The sequence below is a fragment of the Robinsoniella peoriensis genome (genome assembly GCF_000797495.1).
GTDB classification, from domain to species: domain Bacteria; phylum Bacillota; class Clostridia; order Lachnospirales; family Lachnospiraceae; genus Robinsoniella; species Robinsoniella peoriensis.
On the sequence record NZ_JTGN01000002.1, the window covers coordinates 452,959 to 471,975 of the forward strand.

Annotated in this window: 12 protein-coding genes; all 12 read left to right on the plus strand. The window is 41.7% G+C overall.

The annotated features are described in order from the left end of the window. The first annotated feature begins 29 nt into the window (after nucleotides 1-29). The 12 genes from QR40_RS05845 to QR40_RS29540 all read left to right on the plus strand — a co-directional run bounded on the left by QR40_RS05845 (nucleotide 30) and on the right by QR40_RS29540 (nucleotide 18,957). Nucleotides 30-2,624, plus strand: coding sequence for a helix-turn-helix transcriptional regulator (locus QR40_RS05845; RefSeq protein WP_044293880.1), 2,595 nt, complete (start codon nucleotides 30-32; stop codon nucleotides 2,622-2,624). A 55-nt stretch (nucleotides 2,625-2,679) separates the two neighbouring features. Beyond that, nucleotides 2,680-3,513, plus strand: coding sequence for a carbon-nitrogen hydrolase family protein (locus tag QR40_RS05850; RefSeq protein WP_044293881.1), 834 nt, complete (start codon nucleotides 2,680-2,682; stop codon nucleotides 3,511-3,513). Between the two features lie 434 nt (nucleotides 3,514-3,947). Continuing rightward, nucleotides 3,948-5,300: an ABC transporter substrate-binding protein gene (locus QR40_RS05855; RefSeq protein WP_044293882.1), complete on the plus strand. Its 1,353-nt coding sequence runs from the start codon at nucleotides 3,948-3,950 to the stop codon at nucleotides 5,298-5,300. 180 nt (nucleotides 5,301-5,480) lie between these two features. Then, nucleotides 5,481-6,362 carry a carbohydrate ABC transporter permease gene (locus tag QR40_RS05860; RefSeq protein WP_081998809.1) on the plus strand — a complete coding sequence of 294 codons (882 nt, stop codon included), beginning with the start codon at nucleotides 5,481-5,483 and terminating at the stop codon, nucleotides 6,360-6,362. Then, entirely contained in the window at nucleotides 6,355-7,161 is an 807-nt protein-coding gene (locus QR40_RS05865) for a carbohydrate ABC transporter permease (protein WP_027296240.1), read from the plus strand. The genes QR40_RS05860 and QR40_RS05865 overlap by 8 nt, the downstream gene beginning before the upstream one ends. A 110-nt stretch (nucleotides 7,162-7,271) precedes the next feature. Further along, a complete protein-coding gene (locus QR40_RS05870; protein ID WP_081820383.1) occupies nucleotides 7,272-8,303 on the plus strand; it encodes a LacI family DNA-binding transcriptional regulator in 1,032 nt (343 codons plus the stop codon). A gap of 129 nt (nucleotides 8,304-8,432) precedes the next feature. Next, nucleotides 8,433-10,454: a beta-galactosidase gene (locus tag QR40_RS05875; protein WP_044294016.1), complete on the plus strand. Its 2,022-nt coding sequence runs from the start codon at nucleotides 8,433-8,435 to the stop codon at nucleotides 10,452-10,454. Between the two features lie 298 nt (nucleotides 10,455-10,752). Beyond that, entirely contained in the window at nucleotides 10,753-11,580 is an 828-nt protein-coding gene (licT, locus tag QR40_RS05880; RefSeq protein ID WP_027296243.1) for a BglG family transcription antiterminator LicT, read from the plus strand. A gap of 18 nt (nucleotides 11,581-11,598) precedes the next feature. Then, nucleotides 11,599-12,078 (plus strand): PTS sugar transporter subunit IIA, encoded by a 480-nt coding sequence (locus tag QR40_RS05885; RefSeq protein WP_027296244.1) that lies wholly within the window; start codon nucleotides 11,599-11,601, stop codon nucleotides 12,076-12,078. Between the two features lie 10 nt (nucleotides 12,079-12,088). Next, nucleotides 12,089-12,337 (plus strand): HPr family phosphocarrier protein, encoded by a 249-nt coding sequence (locus QR40_RS05890; protein ID WP_044289696.1) that lies wholly within the window; start codon nucleotides 12,089-12,091, stop codon nucleotides 12,335-12,337. A 76-nt stretch (nucleotides 12,338-12,413) separates the two neighbouring features. Next, complete coding sequence (gene nagE, locus QR40_RS05895; protein ID WP_176731027.1) at nucleotides 12,414-13,865, plus strand: N-acetylglucosamine-specific PTS transporter subunit IIBC; 1,452 nt, start codon at nucleotides 12,414-12,416, stop codon at nucleotides 13,863-13,865. 274 nt (nucleotides 13,866-14,139) lie between these two features. Then, nucleotides 14,140-18,957, plus strand: coding sequence for a discoidin domain-containing protein (locus QR40_RS29540; RefSeq protein ID WP_052430715.1), 4,818 nt, complete (start codon nucleotides 14,140-14,142; stop codon nucleotides 18,955-18,957). Nucleotides 18,958-19,017 lie beyond the last annotated feature (60 nt).

Sequence of the window (19,017 nt, forward strand, 5' to 3'; positions counted from 1 at the left end):
GAGAGGCTTCAGTCCGGAAAGGTTCAATTATGTTTAATACATCCATATTACAATCAAAATTTAAAATACCGAAACCACGGAAAAATTATGTGGTGCGGCGTGAGTTATATCAGATCCTGGATCAAGTGCCGGATTATAAAGTAATACTGATTCAGGGAGAGGCGGGAAGCGGGAAGACAACGCTGCTGAGTTCTTATATTTCCGACAGAAAATTAGAACTTGTTCGCTGGATTTCCTTGGATGAAAACAGTAACCATATATTTGTCTTCTGGCATTATTTTCTGGAAGCGGTCAGAGACCAGCTGGGAGAAAAGGGTGAGGAACTGATTCATCTGTTTGACGAAAATATGCAGATGGATAATATGGAGCGGTTTTTACCGGTTTTATTTGGTGAAATAACTTTTGCCGGTGACTGCTGGCTGATCCTGGATGATTTTCAGGTGATCCAGGATTCGGAACTGATAAACACAATCGACCTGATATTTAAAAATATGCCCGAGCAGCTGCATATCCTGCTGGTAACCAGAGAGCAGCCAAAGGTCTATCTGGGAGCGCTTGGCATGGAAGGAGAACTTCTGGTAATTGATGAGGGGCAGTTGAAATGCGGATACCGGGACAGTATGGATTTTCTTACAAATACACTGGGGCTTTCTTATTCGGATCAAGTGCTGGAATATATGTGCCGGATCGCAGAGGGGTGGATTGGAGGGCTTCAGCTTCTTTCTCTTTCCCTGAAAGGAAAGACGGAAGAAGAGATACTTACACTGAATTTTCAAAACAGGTTTTCTGACGAATACATTTCCAGAGAGATTTTTCAGGTATTGCCGGAACAGGAACAGCATTTTTTGCTGTTTTCTTCTGTCTTTCAATATTTTAATAAAGAAATGTGTGTGGAGCTGACAGGAGAAGATGCAAAAGAGGCATTTGACAGTATCATTGACCGGAACTTATTCGTGATATGTGTGGATGAAATGGAAGGCATGTATCGTTATCATGGGATCCTGCTGGAATATTTAAGGAAGCACTTTGCAAAAGAAGATATTGATCTTCAGAGGAAAGTACATAAGCATGCATCTGAAATTCTATACGAATCAGGGGATTATGAAGAGAGCCTGAATCAGCTGTTTCTTATAGAAGCTTATGAAGAAGCAATGGATATCCTGGTGCAAATACCACAAAATTCCATCTTCTTTTCCTACTTTTGTAAAGTTCCGATTGAAGAAATATATAGTAATTCAGATTTTGCCATACAGTATTTCTTTTATCACTATGCTAATTTTGAATTTGAAATCTGTAAAAAAGTTTATGAAAAATTAAGCCGGGAAAGCAGTTCCGGAGATCTGGGAGATCTGGGAAATCTGGGAAAAGCAATCCAATGTGCTGATTTATTTGTTAATGAATCTTTTTCCTATTCCGATATCCGCCTCCTTACCATGGAAGAAATAGATAGTTTTCCAATTAATGATACAACAAAGGCGTTCCTGCTGGTAAAGGAAACATTTTTACAATATTACAAATGGAATATTCAGACTGCCTTTGATTATCTGGAAAAGGCAGACAGTATATGGAAAAAGACAGGGAACCATTATCTGGGGTTTTTTGTAACCTTTGTACGCACCCAGATCTATGAAGAACTTGGGGAACTGGATCTGTGCATGGAACTTTATGAGAGCTGCAGCCCGTTACTGAATGATTACAAAATGTTAAAGCTGCCCTACTATGTAGGGCTGATCGGCGTTTATTTGAAGAAAATGCAGCTAAAAGAGGCAAAAGAAGCAATCGAACAGGCAAAACAGGTGACATCCCGGGAGGCACTGATGATGGATCTGAGCTTTCAATACAATGTGGTCGAATATGAATGCCTGACGGAAGATTACACGAAAAGCAGCGCAAAAGTGAAAGCATTTCTAAGAAGCTGTCTTCCGGATAATTGCCTGATTGGGTCTGCACTGATTAAATACGTAGTTTGGAACCATAGTGATCCGGAATGTGAGGAACGTTTTTTACATGATTTTCACCGTGGTGCAGAACGGGGGAATGAAATGGATACTTTGCTGGTTTATGCAAAGCTGTCTGCGGACAGAGGCCATGTGGATACTGGGATAAAGACAATAAATGAGATATTGAAATCTGCAAGGAAGAATCGTAATAAGAATAGAATTATTGAGGCAGATTTGCTGAAGATGAGAATATTGAGTAAAGAGAAGGAAGAAGAGCAGAGCAAGGAAAGCCGGCGGGAATTAAAAAATATGCTGATCGAAGTAATTACTTACGCCGCAGACAGCGGACTGCGGCAGCCCTTTTTCTTCGAACGGGGTCTGATGCAGAAGATGACAGCCAGGTATCGCCTGGAATTAGAGGAAAAGCTGGAAGAAAAGGAACGGGAATTCCTTCATGAAATGATGCCGGAGGAGAGCAGCAGCAATAAAGAGCATATTCTTTCTGAAAGGGAATTGGAAGTTCTGAGAGAACTCAGTACCGGAAAAAGCAATAAACAGATTGCAGATGCGCTTTGCATTTCCCTGGCAACCGTGAAGACCCATGTAATTAATATTTATTCCAAGATGCAGGTGAACAGCAGGCTGGCAGCTGTGAACAGGGGGAAGGAAATGGGGATTTTGTAAGCAGATTTTTGAACTGGCAATAAATTAGAGAATAAAAAGGAGGTACAGCGATAATATGAACAAATTCACAGCAGCAGCAATCCAATTAGATTCCAAGAGCAATGTTGAGGAAAATCTTAACAACGCAGTTGAATTGATAAGAGAAGCAGCAGAGCGGGGTGCCCGGTTAATTGCTATGCCGGAGACGGTTAATTATATCGGATCGGAATGCGAGAAATTTGCAGAGTCCATACCGGAAGGGCATACATTCAAAGTATTTGCAGAACAGGCCAAAAAGTACCGGGTGTGGCTGCACTGCGGAAGTATCTATGAAAAAAATGAAGATACAAATGACAGACGCCCCTATAATACAACGATGTTAATAAATCCTATGGGGGAGTTAGCGGCCAAATACCGTAAGCTCCATCCATTTGATGTATCGATAGAGGATGGACCGGACGTTCGGGAATCCGACGTGAATTGTCCCGGGAATAATATACTGACGGTAGACACCCGGGAAGTTGGTCATCTGGGGCTGTCTGTCTGCTATGATATGAGATTCTGTGAACTGTTTCGGATAATGGCACTTAAGGGAGCACAGATTTTTATCACTCCTGCAAACTTTACGGTAAATACCGGAAAGGATCATTGGGAAGTACTTTTAAGAGCCAGGGCAATTGAAAATGGCTGTTATGTAATTGCCCCTGGACAGATTGGTGTGAAGCCGAAGTATCAGGCATATGGGAAAACGATGATTATTGATCCCTGGGGAAATGTAATCGCAATGGCATCAGACAAAACCACCGTGATTACAGCAGAGATTGATCTGGAGTATCTTCGGTCAGTGCGCAATCAGGTATTCACTCTGGAAAATAGAAGGAATGATGTCTATCATCTTTCAGAGATATAAAATTTGTTTCAAAAAATCCAAATCAGGGAAGAATACAGATAAGCTTATTAGATATATAGGCATATCTGTATTTTTTGTGTATTGTGAGTATCTTCTTACTCTGTGAATCCATCGAACTTAATAGAAAAAATAAAAAATCATGAGAATATAAAAAAACTAAATTTATTTATGAGTATTTGTAAAGTTAATGTAAATATTTATATAAAATTTATAAGCTTCGCAGAAAGAAATAATGAATGTATGATGTGAAAAGTATCCAAAATTGGAGCTGTATAATAGTGCAAATAAACCAAAGTGGATAAATGAACATAAAAAAATGAAAATTAATATTGACTTTTTATAAAAATAGTACTACTATTCTATTAAAGAATTTATAAATAAATATAAAATCTTTAATAGAACATTAGAGACATTTATTAAAGGAGGATTTTAAAATGAAAAAGCGTTTAGCAGCAACATTATTAGCAGTTACTTTAACGGCATCGATGATCGCTGGTTGTGGCAGTTCAGATAAGCCGGCAGAAACTTCCGCAGATAAGGGGGCAGAGTCAGCCCAGACAGCAGCGGATGCAAAAGAAACAGGTGGAAAAGCAGAGGATGCAGATTCCGATTCGGAAGCGGAACTTACGGTCTGGGCATGGGACAAGGCATTTAACGGCAAGGCGCTGGAAGAAGCGGATAAGCTTTATGACGGGGCGAAAATTAATTTCGTAGAAATGTCAAAGGCTGATTGCCTCCAGAAGATTCATACCGTGTTAGCTTCCGGTGTGACAGATGATCTTCCTGATATTGTGATCATCAGTGACCTTGCAGCACAGGGATATCTGATGTCTTACCCGGATGCATTTATGCCGATGGATGATGTCATCAATTATGATGATTTTGCCAGTTATAAAAAAGCAGCAGTATCTTATGACGGTGTAGGATACGGAGTTCCATTTGACACAGGCGTGGCAGGACTCTTTTATCGTACCGATTATATAGAAGAAGCAGGATATACCCAGGAAGACATGCAGGACCTGACCTGGGATGAATATCTGGCTATGGGCGAAAAGTTAAAAGAGAAAGGCCATATGCTGCAGACCTACAATCCAAATGATATTGCTGAATTCCAAATCATGATGCAGTCTGCAGGGAAATGGTTTACAGATGCAGATGGAAATGCTGATTTTACAGACAATGCGGCATTAAAAGAAAGCTTTGAGATTTTTAATACTTTAAATGAATCTGATTACTGTAAGGTAGTCAGCGACTGGACAGAATTCGCCGGAGCAATTAATGGTGGAGATGTAGCTTGTGTACTTCGTGGATCCTGGATTTCTTCCACGATTATGGCAGCAGAAGATCAGAGCGGAAAATGGGCAGTAGCACCGGTTCCAAAATTAAGTGTAGAAGGTGCAACAAATAAATCCAATCAGGGCGGTTCCAGCTGGTATGTACTGAATAATGCAAAGAATGCCCAAAAAGCAGCAGATTTCCTGGCTAAGACATTCGCGGGAAGCACAGACTTATATAATACACTGTTAAAATCCAACAACATTATGGGAACTTATCTTCCGGCAGAAAGCGTAGAAGCTTACTCGGAACCATCTGAATTTTATGGCGGACAGAAATTAAATGCAGATCTGGCAGCATGGTTAAAAGATATTCCGGCTGTTGATACAGGAGCATTTTCAGCAGAAGCACAGGCGGCACTCTTAGCCGTAACACCGGAATACCTTGCGGGAGGAACTCTGGATGACTGTTTAAAAAATGCGGCAGAGCAGTTTAATCAGTCGATACAGTAAGTGCTGCATCTGGTAAATCATTGTGCAATTAACAGTAAAATAACTGGATGGAGCACTGGATAAAGCAATTGAAAACACGCTCTGGAGAGTTGCTAAGAGGAGAAAGTTTGAAAGTTCCTTTCAAACTACATATTAATGCATATCGCAGACAGGGCCTGCGATATGCGGGAGGATATAAAAATGGAAACTAAAGGAAAGAAAAAATACCGCCTGACAGGGTGGTCCATGGTAGCGATAGCAGCCGCTCTGGTTTTGATTTTCAGTTATGTACCGATGATCCAGGCGTTTATCCTTTCCCTGAAAACGGGAAAGGGGGCTGCACTGCATTTTGCAGGATTTGCAAATTATATCAGAATGTTTAAGGATGCTACTTTTTGGACGACTATGGGAAATACGCTGCTCTATGCAGTAGTACAGCTTCCTGTTATGCTGCTGGCAGCGCTGGTGATCGCCGTGTTGCTGAATGACCCGAAGATGAAAATGAGAGGTGTTTACAGGACCTGTATTTTTCTTCCATGTGTAACATCTCTGGTATCTTATTCAATTTTATTTAAGAATTTATTTGCAGTAGACGGGATTGTAAATCAGGTCCTGCTTAAACTGAATATTGTGGACAAAGCAATCCCCTTTGTCCTGGATGCCGGATGGGCGAAAGCAGTAATTGTCATAGCGCTTATCTGGAGATATACAGGATACTATATGATTTTTTACTTATCAGCCCTTCAAAATATTGATAAATCCGTATATGAAGCGGCGAAAATGGATGGATGCAACTTTTTTCAGTCCTTTTTCAAAATTACAGTGCCTTTGCTGAAGCCTATCGTATTTCTGACCAGTATTATGGCGTTAAATACTACCCTGCAGCTCTTTGATGAGGTAGTAAACCTGACCGGAGGCGGTCCGGGTAATGCAACCAGAACGATTTCACAGTATATTTACGACCTTTCGTTTAATTATGTTCCGAGTTATGGATATTCAGCGGCAATCTCTTATGTAGTTTTAGTGTTAGTGATCATATTGACGATTGTGCAGAAAGGAATAACGGGTAGTAAGGATGAATAAAGTAAGCGGGATTTTCAAACATCTGTTTTTAATCATTGTGTCACTGGTTTCTATATTTCCTTTTTACTGGATGCTTGTCAGTGCCACAAATGATTCCAAGGATATTACGATGGGAAAGCTTACCTTTGGATCTTCCCTGATGAAAAATGTAAAAAATGCATTTGAGACAGCAGATCTGTGGGGGGCGTTTTTAAATTCGACGATACTGGCGGTAATTATTGTAGTCATATCCCTGGTGATCTGTTCTCTTGCCGGATATGCATTTGTAATCTATCCAAGCAAAGGAAAAGATATTTTATTTATGGTACTGATAGCTTCCATGATGGTACCTTTTGCAGCAAAAATCATTCCTATGTTTCGTATGTTTTCGGAAATGAAGCTGTTAAACAGTTACTGGGCGATTATTCTGCCTGCCATAGGAGCACCGTTTTTAATTTTCTTTTTTAAGCAGAATACCCATGCTTTTCCCCAGGAAACAATACAGGCTGCCAGAGTAGACGGATTAAATGAATTACAAATATTTATAAGAATTTTTATGCCCATGATGAAGTCAACCTATGCGGCAGCAGGAATCTTTTCATTCATGGCAAGCTGGAATAATTACATGTGGCCGCTGATTGCGCTGCAGAGCAACTCCAAGTTCACCCTGCCCCTTACGGTTTCTAACCTGGCAGCAGGATTTACACCGGATTACGGTATGGTCATGGTGGGAATTATTATTTCAACGGTTCCTACGATTTTAGTATTTTTCCTGCTGCAGAATGCATTTGTGGAAGGTATGGTCGGCTCTGTAAAATAACCTTGTGTTATTTACATTGACAAGTAGTAAACACCAGTGATAATATAAAACTAAATAAAGATTTAATAAATATTTAGAAAAATTTATAATCCAAAAAAAAAGGATGGTATATGATGGGGATTAAAGTGAAGGACTTGGCAAGTTTGTTGAATTTGTCGCCCTCTACGGTATCACTGGTGTTAAACAACAGACCTGGAATCAGCGAGGCGACAAGAAATAAAGTACGTAAGGCAGTAAAAGATATGGGATATGAGGAGCTGCTTGTGTCGGAATCTCAGGAGAAAAAGAATATTCTTTTCCTGGTTTACCGCAAACATGGTGTAGCTCCGGCCAGCACCCCTTATTTTTCCCAGCTCTTTTCGGAAATCATTGAAGGAGTGGAAAGCCAGATTAAAATCAAAGGCTACAATCTGATGATATCCTATACGGATAAAGAAACCATACTGGAAGAAGCTGAGAAAATCAAGAAACAGGATGTAGAAGGTGTGCTTGTTCTGGCAACGGAGATGGCAGAAGAACAGATTAAGATTTTTACAGATTTGAAGGTACCGGTAGTTATGGTTGATAACTATATGGAGCACCGCAAATTTGATTGTGTAACTATAAATAATGAGCAGGGTGTTTATCAGGTAGTAGAGCATCTTGCAAAAATGGGTCATAAAAGGATAGGTTACTTGCATGTAAGCCAAAATGCCAATAATTTCACGGAACGCTATTATGGATTCAAAAGAGCTGTGGAAAAATGCGGCCTGCCGCTAAATGACCGGGATATCATCTGGATTGCCACAGACGGCGGAGAAGCCGTTTACGGTGAGTTAAAGCATAAGCTGGAGGAACAGAAAGATCTGCCCGGGGCATTTTTTGCAGATAATGATATCGTTGCCATATGCGCCATGCGTGTATTCCGCGAATTAGGCTATAAGATTCCAGAAGACATTTCGATTGTAGGGTTTGATAATATGACACTTTCGGAAATGTTAGATCCTCCGCTTACGACGATTCAGATACGCAAACATAAAATCGGGGTATCGGCAGTGAATCTGATTGTGGAGAAGATCAGTGAAAATACGGAAGGCGTTGTGAAAATGGAAGTGGGTACCAGACTGGTGGCCCGCAGCAGCGTAAAACGTATCAGCGAGTAATCCTTTTCTATTTTGAATTCCAGTTACAGCAAGAACTACTATTTGTTCGGCGGTTAGAGCATTTTTAAAACACACTCTAGCAGGCAGTTGATGGAAATGTTCAAAGAGAATAAAGGAGAAGTATTAATTATGCATAGTAAAAAAACACCATTTGTATTGTATGGCGGTGATTATAATCCGGAGCAGTGGGATGATGCCACCATAGAACAAGATATGCAATTGTTTAAAAAAGCTGGAATTAATCTTGTGACATTACCGGTGTTTGCATGGGCAAAAATAGAGCCCAGGGAAGGTGAATACCATTTCGAATGGTTAGATAAGATTTTACAGAAGCTGTGGGAAAACAAAATATATGTCATTATGGCGACGCCAACTACGGCACAGCCGGCGTGGCTGTCTAAAAATTATCCGGAAGTGCTGCCTGTGGATATCGCAGGGCGGAAAAGAACTCATGGAATGCGTGTATTCTTTTGCGTGAACAGCGAAAAGTACCGTGAGAGGGCAGCGGCTATTGCAGACGAGATGGCAAAGCGCTATTCTGCTTATCCGGGACTTGTGGCATGGCATGTGGCAAATGAATATGGTACATATTGTTATTGCGAAAATTGTCAGCGGAAGTTTCGGATCTGGTTAGAAAAACGATACGGAACCATTGAAAATTTAAACGATAAATGGAATACGGCTTTCTGGGGGCGTATTGTCTATGATTTTGATGAAATTATGCTGCCTACGGAGTTAAACGACGATTATCGCTTTAACCCGGCGATCCAGCTGGACTATATGAGATTTGTTACGGATTCTACGGTAGAATGCTATCTGAACGAAGCAGACATATTGAAAAAATATACCCCGGATCTCCCTGTATTCAGTAATATTTCAGGCTTCATTAAAAAGTTAAATCAGTTTAAGATGGTAGAGAATATGGATGCGGCTGGATGGGATAATTATCCGGGACCCAGGGACGAAAGAAGCCTGCCGGCGCTAAAACACGATATTATGCGAGCTTTAAAGGACGGAGAGTCCTATATTATAGCGGAGCAGTCTCCCAATCAGCAGAACTGGCAGCCATATAACAAACTGAAAAGACCGGGAGAAGTGCGTACTATCGCATATCAGGGGCTTGCCAGAGGGGCGGATGCCTGCCTCTTCTTCCAGATGCGCCAGTCTGTGGGCGGACAGGAAAAGTTCCATGGAGCGGTTATTTCCCATGCAGGGACCGCTGACACCAGAATTTACCGGGAAATAGCCGGACTGGGACAGGAATTACAGAAGCTGGGCGATTCATTTCTGGAAGGAAAAATAGAGGCGAAAGCAGCCTTCCTGTTTGACTGGGACAGCTGGTGGGCACTGGAACTGACTAGCGGTCCTACACAGGACATGGATTATCTGGCTCAGGTGCATAAATATTACAAAGCATTTTATGAGAAAAATATTCCGGTGGATATCATTAAGGTAACTGCGGATCTTAGTAAATACAAGATTGTAGTGGCACCTTTGCTGTATATGATGAAGCCTGGTGTGGCTGAAAAAATTGAAAAGTTTACGGCAGACGGAGGTACTTTCCTGGCTACTTATATGACCGGTGTGGCAGATGAAAATGACCGGTGTATCTTTGGTGCCGCACCGGGAGAGCTGTCCGGGACATTGGGGCTTTGGGTGGAAGAAACTGATGCCATGTTCCCGGATGAGCAGAATTCCATTCTGGTAAACGTAAAAAGTCTTCCGCTAAAGGAGAAATACAAATCCGGATTTTTATGTGATGTCATCCGTCCCACTACCGCAAAAACCCTGGCGGTATATGGAAAAGATTTCTACAAAGGAGTTCCTTGCATTACGGTAAATGATCTGGGAAATGGAAAAGCATATTATCTGGGCTGTGAACCGGAGGATGCATTTCTGTCAGACTTTATAGGCAGGCTTTGTGAAGACCAGGGATTGGCGCCGCTGTTTGAGACCGGCGGGGAAGTAGAACTATCAACAAGAGCAGGAAAAGACGGAGATGTTACGTTTGTAATCAACCATGGTGTGGATACCGGATGGATTAATCTGGGAACACAGAAATATAAAAATCTGCTGAATGATGAAGTATTATCCGGAACCTGTAATATCGGGGGAAGGGATGTATTGGTCATCAGAAAACAGGGGAAATAAAATAGTGCTGAATTTGAAATTAGGCAAATTGCAAACACACATGCAATTTGCCTGTTTCATTCCGTCGAATAAAACAAATTTATGGTAAAAAGATATAGTAAATATTACGTAATTCTAAACTTATAAAAAATGTCTAAAATTATTGTTGACAATTTTTGGTAGATTTGTTATATTTAAAACGAATTAAATACATATGGATTGTTACTGGCAGGCAGGCAAAACCAATTTTGAACGTAAGAAAAATTTATGTTTTCTTACTACAAAATTGGTTTTTTTTATTTCTGGGGTGAAGTGAATTATGAAGATAGATAAAATTATTAACAATAATATTGTCAGCGCTCTGGAAGACGATGGGAAAGAGATTATTGTGATGGGACGGGGGATTGGATTCAATACAAAGCCCGGCAAGGAGATTCAGGAGAAGAAAATTGAAAAAATATTCAGGATGGACAGTCAGAATACAGTGGATAAGTTCAAACAGCTCCTGGAAAACATGCCGCTTAAACACATTCAGGCATCTATGGAGATTATCACTTATGCAAAAAGTGTCCTGAACAGAAGGCTGAACCAGAATATCTACATTACCCTTACCGACCATATTAATTTCGCTATAGAGCGTCTGAATGAGAATATGACATTTACAAATCCGTTATTGCACGAGGTAAAGGCTTTTTATAAAGAGGAATACCTTATCGGGGAATATGCCATTGCATTAATTGAGCGGTGGATCGGTGTAACCCTTCCGGTGGATGAAGCGGGATTTATTGCCCTGCACATTGTAAATGCGGAATTCAACACTGGTATGCGTGATACCATCGATATTACGAATCTGATACAAAATGTTGTAAAAATCGTAAAAGAATTTTTTGGAATGAATCTGGATGAAATGTCCCTGAATTATCAGCGTTTTGTTACCCATCTGAGATTTCTGGCACAAAGAATTATAGCAAAAGAATTGTTAAACAGCGAAAACAGTGAATTTAACCGTTTGATTCTGCAGCTGTATCCGGAAGAATATGCATGCAGTTTGAAGATTAAGGATTACATCAAAGAGATATACCGCCACGATGTAACGGATGAAGAAACCGCTTATCTGGCTGTACATATTAAGAGAATGAGAATGTGAGAAGAGAGGAGAATACATATGTTTGGATCAATAAAAAAAATGTTTGGTTCCAAAGAGAAGATCCTGGCACCTGTAGAAGGGAAGGTTGTACCGTTAAGTGAAGTAAATGACCCAACCTTCAGCCAGGAAATTCTGGGAAAAGGGGTTGCCATTATCCCGGAGAGAGGACGGGTTGTGGCGCCGGCAAGCGGAGAACTTACCGTGCTGTTCCAGACGCTTCATGCAGTCAGCATCACAACTGACTCAGGGGTGGAGCTTATTGTTCATGTAGGACTGGATACAGTAAATTTAAAAGGGGTACATTACAAAGCATATGCAAAACAGGGGGATCGGGTTAAGGCCGGTGATCTGCTTTTGGAATTTGACATGGAGGCTATTATTGAAGATGGTTATGAAGTGATTACTCCTGTAATTATCTGCAATGCATCTGAATATCCCAATATGGAATGCCACACAGATATGCATGTCAATGAGCTGGATCCGATTATTGAGTTATAGGAAAATGCCTATGAGGGAGTTTGGATATGAAATAAATGATTTACTGGGATTACATGCGAGACCTGCATCCCGGGTTTATATGGAAGCGAGAAAATATGAATGTAAGATTGAGGCATTGTGTGGGAATAAAAAGGCAGACTGCAAAAGCCTCCTGGAACTGATGGGACTGGGAGCAAAATATGGAAGTCAGATTCTGTTTCGTTTTGACGGGGCGGATGAAGAAGCCGCATTTGCGGGTCTTCAGAAATTATTGTTATAGTGTGGATTTGAACTTGCGGGAGAGCAAGATCAGATAAAAAATGTCTGAAAAGGCGAGAGAAAGGAGATTCATAGTTATGATGAAGTATTTGCAAAGGTTAGGCAAATCATTAATGCTGCCGGTAGCCTGTTTACCGGCAGCTGGTATCCTGATGGGTATCGGTTATTGGATCAGTCCGGCTGTTATGTCAGGACAGGGGGATCCAAATGTAATTGCATTCTTTCTGGTTAAAGCAGGAGGTGCGCTGATTGACAATATGGCAATCTTATTTGCCATTGGTGTTGCGCTTGGTATGGCTGATGATAATGATGGTACGGCAGCGCTTGCCGGCATCGTATCCTGGCTGATGGTTCAGATGATTCTGTCTCCGGGAGTTGTTGCAGTATTAAGCAGCATAGACGTTGCAGCCGTAAATCCGGCGTTTGGCAAGATCAATAACCAGGCAATTGGTATTCTGTGCGGTTTAATTGGAGCTTCCTGCTACAATAGATTTAAGAATACAAAGTTACCGGATGCATTGGCTTTCTTCAGTGGAAAACGGTGTGTATCCATTGTCACGGCAGTAATCTCACTGGTTGCATGTTTAGTCCTGTTCTTTATATGGCCGATCGTATACTCCGGATTAGTAGCATTTGGCGAATCGATCCTGGGACTGGGACCGATAGGCGCAGGTATTTATGGATTCTTTAACAGACTTTTAATTCCGTTTGGACTTCACCATGCGTTGAATTCTGTATTCTGGTTTGACGTTGCTGGAATCAATGATTTGTTTAAGTTTTGGGGAACCGTTGACGGAGCTGTATATGGGCAGACAGGTATGTATATGTCAGGTTTCTTCCCATTCATGATGTTTGGTCTTCCGGCAGCAGCATTGGCGATGTATCATACAGCGAAACCAAGCAAAAAGAAAACTGCATACGGTTTGCTGTTTGCAGCAGCACTTTGTGCATTCTTTACCGGTGTAACAGAACCTCTGGAATTTGCATTTATGTTCCTGGCACCAGGGTTATATCTTGTTCATGCTATTTTAGCAGGTATTTGTATGCTGGTTGTAGCTATGCTTCCCGTACGTTCCGGTTTCTGGTTCAGCGGAGGATTTGTAGACTGGTTATTAAGTATCAAAGCGCCGATGGCTGAAAACCCATGGCTGATCATTCCGATTGGTTTAGTGGTAGGTGTGATCTATTACGTAATCTTCCGTTTCGTAATTAAGAAATTTAACTTAAAAACTCCGGGTCGTGAGGATGATGACGTGGAAGAGGCAGAAGTGACACTTTCCAATAATGATTTTACCCAGGTAGCGGCAATTGTTCTGGAAGGTCTTGGGGGAAAAGACAATATTACCGGTATCGATAACTGTATTACAAGGTTAAGGCTGGAAATCAAAGATTATACTTTAGTAAATGAAAAGAAAATTAAATCTGCAGGGGTTGCAGGGGTCATCCGGCCAGGAAAAACAAGTGTCCAGGTTATTATAGGACCTAAGGTACAGTTTGTGGCTGATGAATTTAAGAAAATGTGTAAATAACTGATTCGTTAATGCGTTTTATCAATACGGATTTTACAATTGCATAAACAGTGGATTGTTACTGGTAATGCAGGCAAAACCAAATCTTAAGTATTTAAAATATATATTTTATGCTTAAGGTTTGGTTTTTTTGTTCTATGGCAATTTGTAACACTTAAATATAGGGGTGAGAGCCTGTATCAATGTAGAAAGGGAGAAAGTTCGAAAGGAACTTTCAAACTACTTATTAAAGTAGTATCGCAGGTGGGACCTGCGATATGCAGGAGGTATAAAGATGTGGAAAAAGAAATTAGTACACAGAGGAATGTCAATGTTTTTAGCGGGAATGTTAATGGCAGCCCCGCCGGTGAATGCCTTAGCGGCTAATCAGGATGGTCCGGTTTCCGAAGATGCTGCAGTAGAATCCCACAATACAGCACGGAATTCAGATACATCCGGGCTGGCAAAAGAGGGTGCAGGAGAAAACGGGGAGAGTACCCGGGAAAACCTTCTGGAGACGGAAGCAAATGTAAATCTGCCGGAGACAGAATTAATACCCCGGACAGAGAGTGAAGCATTAACAGAAGGGGAATTCCAAACAGAAGGAGAAACAAAAACAGAAGGTGAAATAACAACAGAAGGTGAAACAAAAACAGAAGGTGAAACAAAAACAGAAGGTGAAACAAAAACAGAAGGTGAAACAAAAACAGAAGATAAAACAAAAACAGAAGATAAAACACTTTCAGAAGGAGAAACGACCGGCCAGGCAGCCAATAAAAAAGCCGGACTTCAGAATCTGGCACTGAATGCAAAAGCCGCTTCCAGCGGAAACGAAACGGCAGATTTTCCGGCAAATAAAGCAAATGACGGCAGCCTCAGTACACGTTGGTCAAGTACCACCACAAATGGGCAGAAATGGTTAAGTTTTGACCTGGGGGAGGTTAAAACAATTGGTTCTGTTGTAGTGGAATGGGAGCGGTTAAATGCAACCAGATACAGCATCCAGAAATCAGACAACGGAACAGACTGGACGAATATTAAAGAGTTCACAAAACTGCCCGGCAAATTCCGGGATGTCATTAATCTGGATACAAAAGTGCAGACAAGACACCTGCGTCTTTTAATTGAGCAGTATAATGCAGAAGGAGCTAACAGAGATGGCCAGGTTATTACCTGGAATAATGTATCCGTAATGGAATTTGAAGCATATGCTGAGCCTCTTCCGGATGAAACACCGGTTGTTCCTGTGTATAATCCCGATACAAACCTTGTTGAAATTCCGGACAAAGAAGGATTTACTATTACCAGTAACGGAGCAGATTTGGAACAGATTGTGGCAGATGACCTGACTGTACATAAGCCGCTGACCACAAAAGATGTAAAACTTGCCCTGAAGATGAAAAATAATCTGACCGGAAGCGAAACACTGACCGAAGAATATACCATCAGTATCCCGGGAATTCATGACAACAGTACCGGAAACAATAAGCCGCAGGTCATTCCGGAGATATCCGAATGGTACAGCGACAGTACAGAAAATTTTGTTCTCTCTGATCATGCAAGAATTGTCATTGGGACCGAAGATCTGGCATCCACAGCCATGGAGTTCCAGAAAGATCTGGAAGATATCACCGGTAAAAAACTGGAGATTGTCACAGGCGGACAGCCGGAAGCAGGGGATTTCTATTTCCGGCTGGGCAGTGAAGACACGATGATGGGAGATGAGGGATACCATCTGGTAATTGGGGAATCGGTTAGGGTAGATGCCATTCATACAACCGGGGCATATTGGTCAACCAGAACCATTCTTCAGACACTGAAATTAAGCAGTGATACAAATGCACTGCCCTATGGGGAAGCACGGGATTATCCAAAGTATAAGGTACGCGGATTTGTATATGACGTAGGACGTAAACCGGTATCCATGGACATGCTCCAGGATATCGTAAAAAATATGGCATGGTACAAAATGAATGATTTCCAGGTGCATCTAAGTGACAATTATATATTCCTGGAGGATTACCAGAACAGCAGTGATCCAAACCCTGCTGATGCATATGATGCTTACAGCGGATTCCGTTTAGAGTCATCTATTGCAAATGAGGAAGGAAAGACACTGGCATCCGATGATTACCACTATTCCAAACAGGAATTTAAGGAGTTTATTCAGGATTCCAGGAATTACGGCGTCAATATTGTTCCGGAACTGGATGTACCGGCACATGCCATGGGAATCACGGAAGTGTTCCCGGAATATGCGGTGAATGGATGGAATCCCCGTTTTAAGGAACGTTCCATTGTAGATCATCTGGATATATCCAAACAGGAAGTAATTGATTTTACAGAAGGAATTTTTGATGACTACACCAAAGACGGCACATTTGATTCCCAGACGGTAGTTCATGTAGGGGCAGATGAATTTGAGGCTGGTACTACAGCATACAGAAATCTGCTGAACCAGTTGATACCTCATGTGAAAGAAACGAATACCGTCCGTTTCTGGGGAGGACTTACCTGGTTAAAAGATAACCCGGTTACGCAGATCAGACCGGAAGCAGTGGAAGATGTGCAGATCAATCTCTGGGCAAGATCCTGGGCGGATGGAAAAGAAATGTATGATATGGGGTATGACCTGATTAATACCCAGGATGAATACCTTTATATGGTACCCAGCGGAAACGGCAGCCGGGGAGCTTATGGGGATTATCTGAATAAGAACTCCATTTTTAATGATTTTTCACCGAACAGAGTTGCCGTTCGAGGCGGATTTACCACAATTCCTGCCGGGGACAAGCAGATGCTGGGAGCCGCTTATGCCATATGGAATGACAATATAGATAAAAGGGCAACCGGAATGACGGAAGCAGATGAGTTTAAGCGATTCTACGATTCCCTTGCGCTGATGTCCGAAAAATGCTGGGCAAACGGCAAGGAAAAGGGCAGTGTTGCCAGCATTGATGCATTGGCATCCCAGATATCCACAGCTCCTAATTCCAATCCGTATTCTACAGAAACAGATGTAGACGGCATCTATGCAGAATATAATTTTGACGGCGGCATTGGAGATGACAGCAGTGCAAATGGAAGAACCCTGACCGATATGGTAAATGTAGGACAGGCTGAGAATTTAAACGGCAGTATGTTAAAAATTGGCGGTGGTGAAAGTTATGCTGCCACGCCTGTAGAACAGCTGGGATCAGACGGAAATATGCTTTCCTTTACCCTTAAGATGGATGAAGTAAAGCCCGGGCAGATTATATTTGAAGAGGATTCTCCATACGGGACACATGATATCCGCATTGTGGAGAACAACAAACTGGGTTATACCCAGGAATTGTATGAATATGAGTTTGACTTTATTCCGGAAGCCGGAAAAACCTATAATATTATTCTGAGTGTAAACCCCCAGAAGACAGACTTGTATGTAAATGGGACATTTAATTCCTCTGCAAAAGGTTCCTTCACCAATAAAGGACTGGTAAAGAAGACAAATATTTCAAGCAGTTCTTTTGTGCTGCCGCTTGCAAGGATCGGTTCTAAAACGAATGCTTTTAAGGGCTATGTCGATAATGTCAGAATCACTAAGAGCTATGATATCAATGATCCTTCCCAAATCCCGACCAGCGGCTGGACGGTATCCTCTGACAATGAACAGGCGTTAACAGCTGATGGCAATGAGGGACCTGTTTCACTTGCATTCGATGGAAAGCCGGGAACGATCTGGCATACCCAGTATTCGCCATCCATGAAAGAACTGCCGGCTACCATTACCATTGATATGAATCAGGTAAACCGTATCCATGAATTTGTATACCTGCCCCGTCAAAGCGGAGGCATAAACGGTATTGTGACCGGTTACCAGATAAAGGTAAGTCAGGACGGCAGTAATTATGAGGTGGTTTCCAGCGGCACACTGGCTGCTGACAATACCTCCAAAACCATATCCTTTGATCCGGTGGATGCCAGATATGTACAATTTAAGGTTACCTCAGGTGAGGGCGGTTTTGGTTCAGCAGCGGAAATCAATTTAAACCAGCCTGATGCCAAAGGAGAACTGCAGGCACAGCTGACAGATGCATCCGGTATCCTGCGCGGGGATTATACCCAGGAGAGCTGGAACGCATTTAAAGCGGCTTATGATAAAGCTATGGGAATTATGAACAATCCGGATTCTACGGAAGCAGAGATAGCGGAAGCAGTTACGGGCCTTCAAAACGCAGTGAAAAATCTTGCCGTAAAACCAATTGTTGATAAATCCGCCCTGCAGAAACTGTATGACGATAACAAACAAAAAGTCCAGGGGGAATATACGGATGAAAGCTTCCGGGTATTTAAAGATTCCCTGGCAAAAGCAAAGAATGTACTGGATAATCCAAAGGCATCCCAGGAAGAGGTAAACAAGGCGGCTTCTGACTTACAGAACGCATTGGCAGCATTAAAGAAAAAGGACCCGCAGCCAGTGGTAAATAAAACAGCGCTGCAAAATCTTTACCAAACCTGCAAGAATTTAAAAGCTTCTGATTACACCAGCACTTCCTGGAAGAAATTCTCCGGTGCGCTGGCATCAGCTGCAAATGTATTAAGTGATCCGAAAGCGGTACAGACAACGGTGGATCAGGCTTACAAGGCATTAAATACAGCCAGAAATGAGCTTGTAAAAGTAAAACCGGTTCCGAAAAAGGGAACTACCCACAAGGTAGGAAGTATAAAATACAAGGTAACTGCTGCTTCATCCAAATCCAGAACCGTAACTGTATGGCGCCCGGCTAAAAAGAACAGTACCAGTATCAAGATTCCATCAACCGTAAAATTAAACGGTTATTCCTTTAAGGTTACCGCAATATCCGATAAGGCATTTAAGAACCAGAAGAAGCTGAAAAAAGTGATTCTGGGCAGCAATATTAAGAAAGTCGGAAAAGAAAGTTTCCGGGGATGCAAGAAATTAAAATATGTGACGATTTCGTCAAAGGTACTAAAATCCATTGGCAAAAACGCTTTTAAAAACACCGAAAAGAAGATAAAAGTCACAGTTCCAAAGAAAAAGTACGGCAGCTACAAAAGATTACTGAATAAAGCAAACATTTCTAAAAATGCCAGATATGTCAAAAAATAAACCATGAAAGGGTCCGGGCGTGTTTGAAGGTAACTTCCAGCTTTCAAACACGCTGCGGGC

Coding starts and splice junctions, on each gene's coding strand:
- QR40_RS05865 (WP_027296240.1), top strand. CDS start 6,355: ATGAATAAAGTAAGCGGGATTTTCAAACATCTGTTTTTAATCATTGTG.
- QR40_RS05850 (WP_044293881.1), top strand. CDS start 2,680: ATGAACAAATTCACAGCAGCAGCAATCCAATTAGATTCCAAGAGCAAT.
- QR40_RS05885 (WP_027296244.1), top strand. CDS start 11,599: ATGTTTGGATCAATAAAAAAAATGTTTGGTTCCAAAGAGAAGATCCTG.
- QR40_RS05860 (WP_081998809.1), top strand. CDS start 5,481: ATGGAAACTAAAGGAAAGAAAAAATACCGCCTGACAGGGTGGTCCATG.
- nagE (WP_176731027.1), top strand. CDS start 12,414: ATGATGAAGTATTTGCAAAGGTTAGGCAAATCATTAATGCTGCCGGTA.
- QR40_RS05875 (WP_044294016.1), top strand. CDS start 8,433: ATGCATAGTAAAAAAACACCATTTGTATTGTATGGCGGTGATTATAAT.
- QR40_RS05870 (WP_081820383.1), top strand. CDS start 7,272: ATGATGGGGATTAAAGTGAAGGACTTGGCAAGTTTGTTGAATTTGTCG.
- QR40_RS05855 (WP_044293882.1), top strand. CDS start 3,948: ATGAAAAAGCGTTTAGCAGCAACATTATTAGCAGTTACTTTAACGGCA.
- QR40_RS05845 (WP_044293880.1), top strand. CDS start 30: ATGTTTAATACATCCATATTACAATCAAAATTTAAAATACCGAAACCA.
- licT (WP_027296243.1), top strand. CDS start 10,753: ATGAAGATAGATAAAATTATTAACAATAATATTGTCAGCGCTCTGGAA.
- QR40_RS05890 (WP_044289696.1), top strand. CDS start 12,089: ATGAGGGAGTTTGGATATGAAATAAATGATTTACTGGGATTACATGCG.
- QR40_RS29540 (WP_052430715.1), top strand. CDS start 14,140: ATGTGGAAAAAGAAATTAGTACACAGAGGAATGTCAATGTTTTTAGCG.